This window comes from Moritella sp., from assembly GCF_033791185.1.
Classification (GTDB): domain Bacteria; phylum Pseudomonadota; class Gammaproteobacteria; order Enterobacterales; family Moritellaceae; genus Moritella.
In genome coordinates this window covers 1-4,293 of record NZ_JASJHF010000177.1, presented here as the reverse complement: position 1 = coordinate 4,293, position 4,293 = coordinate 1, and the positions used below count along the sequence as shown (strand labels likewise).

Here is a 4,293-nt window from a genome sequence, read left to right as displayed (position 1 = left end):
TCAATAATAAATACAAATTAATTAAGCCTGGTATGAATGTGGTCGATTTAGTAGCAGCTCCTGGTAGTTGGTCTGAATACGCAGTAAAAGTATTGGGCGATAAAGGCCAACTGGTTGCGTGTGACATATTACCTATGGAATCAATCGCTGGCGTTGCCTTTTTACAAGGTGACTTTCGTGAAGAAGCGGTACTTAATACACTATTAAGTAAAATTGATGGCCGAAATGTTGATGTGGTTATGTCAGACATGGCTCAAAATATGAGTGGTAATGAAGCAACTGATCAACCACGTAATATGTATTTAGTTGAGCTGGCATTAGATATGTGTCATCAAGTGCTGAAGAAAAACGGTAGTTTTGTTGTTAAAGTATTCCAAGGCGAAGGTTTTGAGCAGTATATGAAAGATGTTCGCGCAGCCTTTGTTAACGTCAAAACCCGTAAGCCAGAGTCTTCTAGAGCACGTTCAAGAGAAGTTTATATAGTAGCAACCGGTTACAAACTGTAGTAAAGTTAAACGAGTATATAGCCTATACTTATAGGTATTATTAAACAATCATCGCAGTATGTTTTTAAGAAGAGGTTTTCAAGTTGAGCGATATGGTAAAGAATCTTATTTTATGGTTAGTTATAGCCATTGTTTTAATGTCAGTGTTTCAGAGTTTTACTCCGAACAATAGTGCTGATACTCAGATGGACTATACAACGTTCATTAATGAAGTATCGCAAGATCAAATCGGTTCTGTTGATATTGAACAAAACGGTGTTATTACAGGTACTAAAACAAATGGTCAAACATTTGAAACCTTAATTCCAACACAATACGATCCAAAACTTCTTGATGATCTAATTAAACATGACGTTAGCGTTAAAGGCGTACCTGTTGAAGAGCCTAGCTTACTTGCTAGTATTTTTGTTAACTGGTTCCCAATGTTATTGCTTATTGGTATTTGGATATTCTTCATGCGCCAAATGCAAGGCGGTGGCGGTAAAGGTGCAATGAGTTTTGGTAAATCAAAAGCACGTTTATTAAGTGATGATCAAATTAAAACTACGTTTGCTGATGTTGCCGGTTGTGACGAAGCCAAAGAAGACGTTGCTGAATTAGTAGACTATTTAAAAGAACCGACTAAATTCCAAAAACTTGGTGGTCGAATTCCATCAGGTATTTTATTAGTTGGTCAACCGGGTACAGGTAAAACCTTACTCGCTAAAGCGATTGCTGGTGAAGCCAAAGTACCGTTTTTCACTATCTCTGGTTCAGATTTCGTTGAAATGTTCGTGGGTGTTGGTGCATCTCGTGTACGTGACATGTTTGAGCAAGCGAAAAAGTCAGCGCCATGTATTATCTTTATCGATGAAATCGATGCTGTAGGTCGCCAACGTGGCGCAGGTTTAGGTGGTGGTCATGATGAACGTGAACAAACACTTAACCAAATGTTAGTTGAAATGGATGGTTTTGAAGGTAATGAAGGCGTTATCGTTATTGCCGCAACTAACCGTCCAGACGTATTAGATCCAGCGTTACTTCGTCCAGGTCGTTTTGACCGTCAAGTCACTGTTGGTTTACCTGATATTCGTGGTCGTGAACAAATTTTAAAAGTTCATATGCGTAAAGTGCCACTGAACGAAGATGTTAATGCTGAGGTTATTGCACGTGGTACACCAGGGTTTTCTGGTGCCGACTTAGCAAACCTAGTGAACGAAGCTGCATTGTGTGCAGCTCGAACGAGTCGTCGTATCGTGTCTATGAGCGAGTTTGAACAAGCTAAAGACAAAATATTGATGGGTAGTGAACGTCGTTCTATGGTGATGAGCGAAACAGAAAAAGAAATGACTGCATACCATGAAGCAGGGCATGCAATTGTTGGCCGTATGGTTCCTGATCACGACCCAGTGTATAAAGTTAGTATTATTCCTCGTGGCCGTGCGCTAGGTGTGACTATGTACTTACCTGAAAAAGATCGTGTAAGTCACAGTAAAATGCATTTAGAAAGCATGATCTCAAGCCTTTATGGTGGTCGTATCGCTGAAGAAGTCATTTACGGCTTTGAAAAAGTGTCTACCGGTGCTTCAAACGATATTGAACGCGCTACTGAAATTGCTCGTAAAATGGTTACTCAGTGGGGCTTATCTGAAAAGATGGGACCTATGCTTTACGCTGAAGAAGAAGGTGAAGTATTCTTAGGTCGCAGCGCTGCAAAATCTAAGCATATGTCTGATGACACCGCTAAAGAAATTGATGACGAAGTTCGTACATTTATTGAGCGTAACTACAAGCGCGCTGAAGATATCCTAAAAAATAACATGGATATCCTGCACTCAATGAAAGATGCGTTAATGACTTATGAAACAATTGATGCTTTACAAATTGATGACCTAATGGCGCGTGTTGAAGTACGTGCACCAAAAGGTTATGGCAATGAAGATAAATCGACTAAGCCACCAGCAACAAGTACACCACCAGCTGCTGATTCAAGCAAGCCAGATGATGTACCCGCTAGCTAAGAACTCATAAGTAATAACCTATTAAGCCCCGTTTCCGGGGCTTTTTTATAAGATAAAATAACTGCAAAGTAATTATGATGATGAAATTTGGTGCAAAATATCTCGATTTAAGTATTCCTCATGTTATGGGCATCCTTAACGTGACCCCAGACTCATTCTCAGATGGCGGCAGTTTTACCCACATAGACAAGGCCTTAAAACAGGTAGAAGCCATGATCAACCATGGTGCTACTCTGATAGATGTTGGTGGCGAATCAACACGTCCTGGGGCTGCTGACGTTACTACTGCTGATGAGTTAACACGCGTTATCCCTGTCATCGATGCAATCAATAAACGCTTTGACGTGGTTATATCGCTAGATACCAGTAAAAGTGAAGTGATGACCGCTGGTATTGAGCATGGTGTTGGTTTGATTAATGATGTGCGTGCTTTGCAAAATGAAGGCTGTTTAGCTGCGGTTGCACAATCAGACATACCGGTTTGCTTAATGCACATGCAAGGCTTGCCTAGAACGATGCAACAAAATCCGGTTTATAAAGACGTAGTTTCTGATATCATTGATTTTTTTCAGCAACGCATTAGCGCTTGTGAACACCTTGGCATTGATAAACAGCGCATAATTTTAGATCCCGGCTATGGGTTTGGCAAAACGTTAGAGCAGAATTATCAATTATTAGCTCGCCAAGCAGAACTACTAACATTAGGCTTGCCCGTGTTAGCTGGGCTATCTCGTAAGTCGATGATTGGCAATTTATTGGGGCGTGACGTAGAAGAACGCTTAGCCGGTAGCTTATCTGCTGCGGTATTAGCAACCATAAATGGTGCTAAAATAATAAGAGTTCATGACGTTAAAGAGACTGTTGACGCACTGAAAGTGCTGACAGCAACATTAAAAACAATTTAATCAATTTGTTTGTATTTATAATACAAACAAAATAGAAGATACAAAGGAGTATGTTTCAGTGTCGAAAAGTAGAAAGTATTTTGGAACCGATGGCGTTCGTGGTTTAGTTGGCAAAGCGCCTATTTCACCTGAATTTGTAATGAAACTTGGTTGGGCTGCAGGTAAAGTTCTTGCCACAAAAGGCACTAAAAAAGTTCTCATTGGTAAAGATACTCGTATTTCTGGTTACATGCTTGAGTCTGCATTAGAAGCTGGGTTTTCAGCCGCAGGTATTGATATTGGTTTAATGGGCCCTATGCCAACCCCTGCTGTTGCCTACTTAACTAAAACATTTCGCGCCGAAGCCGGCATTGTGATCAGTGCCTCGCATAACCCATTTTATGATAATGGTATTAAATTCTTCTCAACAACCGGTGAAAAACTGCCTGATGATGTTGAGCATGCTATTGAAGCCATGATGGATGAAGAAATGGACTGTGTGCATTCGGCTAAATTAGGCAAAGCCACGCGTATTGATGATGCAGCAGGGCGTTATATTGAATTTTGTAAAAGTAATTTCCCATCTGAGTACTCACTTAATGGTTTAAAAATTGTAGTCGATTGTGCCAATGGCGCGACCTATCATATTGCCCCTAAAGTATTTAGAGAGTTAGGTGCTGAAGTTATAGAGTTTGCTTCGACGCCTAATGGCGTAAACATCAATGATGATTGCGGTGCGACATCAATGACAAACATCAGTCGTTTAGTGTTAGAGCATCAAGCCGACTTAGGCATTGCCTTAGATGGCGATGGCGACAGATTAATGTTGGTTGATCAAAACGGTGAGGTAGTTGATGGTGATGAAATTATTTTCATCATAGCCAAAAACGCGCAATACCATAA

General features: G+C 40.5%; 4 protein-coding genes. All 4 read left to right on the top strand.

The genetic code is table 11. The features are described 5' to 3' along the window. Positions 1-506, top strand: a 506-nt coding sequence (gene rlmE / locus QNK26_RS10700) for a 23S rRNA (uridine(2552)-2'-O)-methyltransferase RlmE (RefSeq protein ID WP_319222820.1), incomplete at its 5' end; no start/stop codon positions are given. Between the two features lie 83 nt (positions 507-589). Continuing rightward, a complete protein-coding gene (gene ftsH, locus QNK26_RS10695) occupies positions 590-2,506 on the top strand; it encodes an ATP-dependent zinc metalloprotease FtsH (RefSeq protein WP_413816359.1) in 1,917 nt (638 codons plus the stop codon). Between the two features lie 80 nt (positions 2,507-2,586). Continuing rightward, the gene (gene folP, locus QNK26_RS10690; protein ID WP_319222822.1) at positions 2,587-3,411 is read left to right on the top strand and encodes a dihydropteroate synthase; all 825 of its coding nucleotides are present in this window, start codon (positions 2,587-2,589) and stop codon (positions 3,409-3,411) included. Positions 3,412-3,469: 58 nt separating this feature from the next. Beyond that, the coding region (glmM, locus tag QNK26_RS10685; RefSeq protein WP_319222816.1) for a phosphoglucosamine mutase at positions 3,470-4,293 on the top strand (824 nt) is incomplete at its 3' end.

Coding starts and splice junctions, on each gene's coding strand:
- folP (WP_319222822.1), top strand. CDS start 2,587: ATGAAATTTGGTGCAAAATATCTCGATTTAAGTATTCCTCATGTTATG.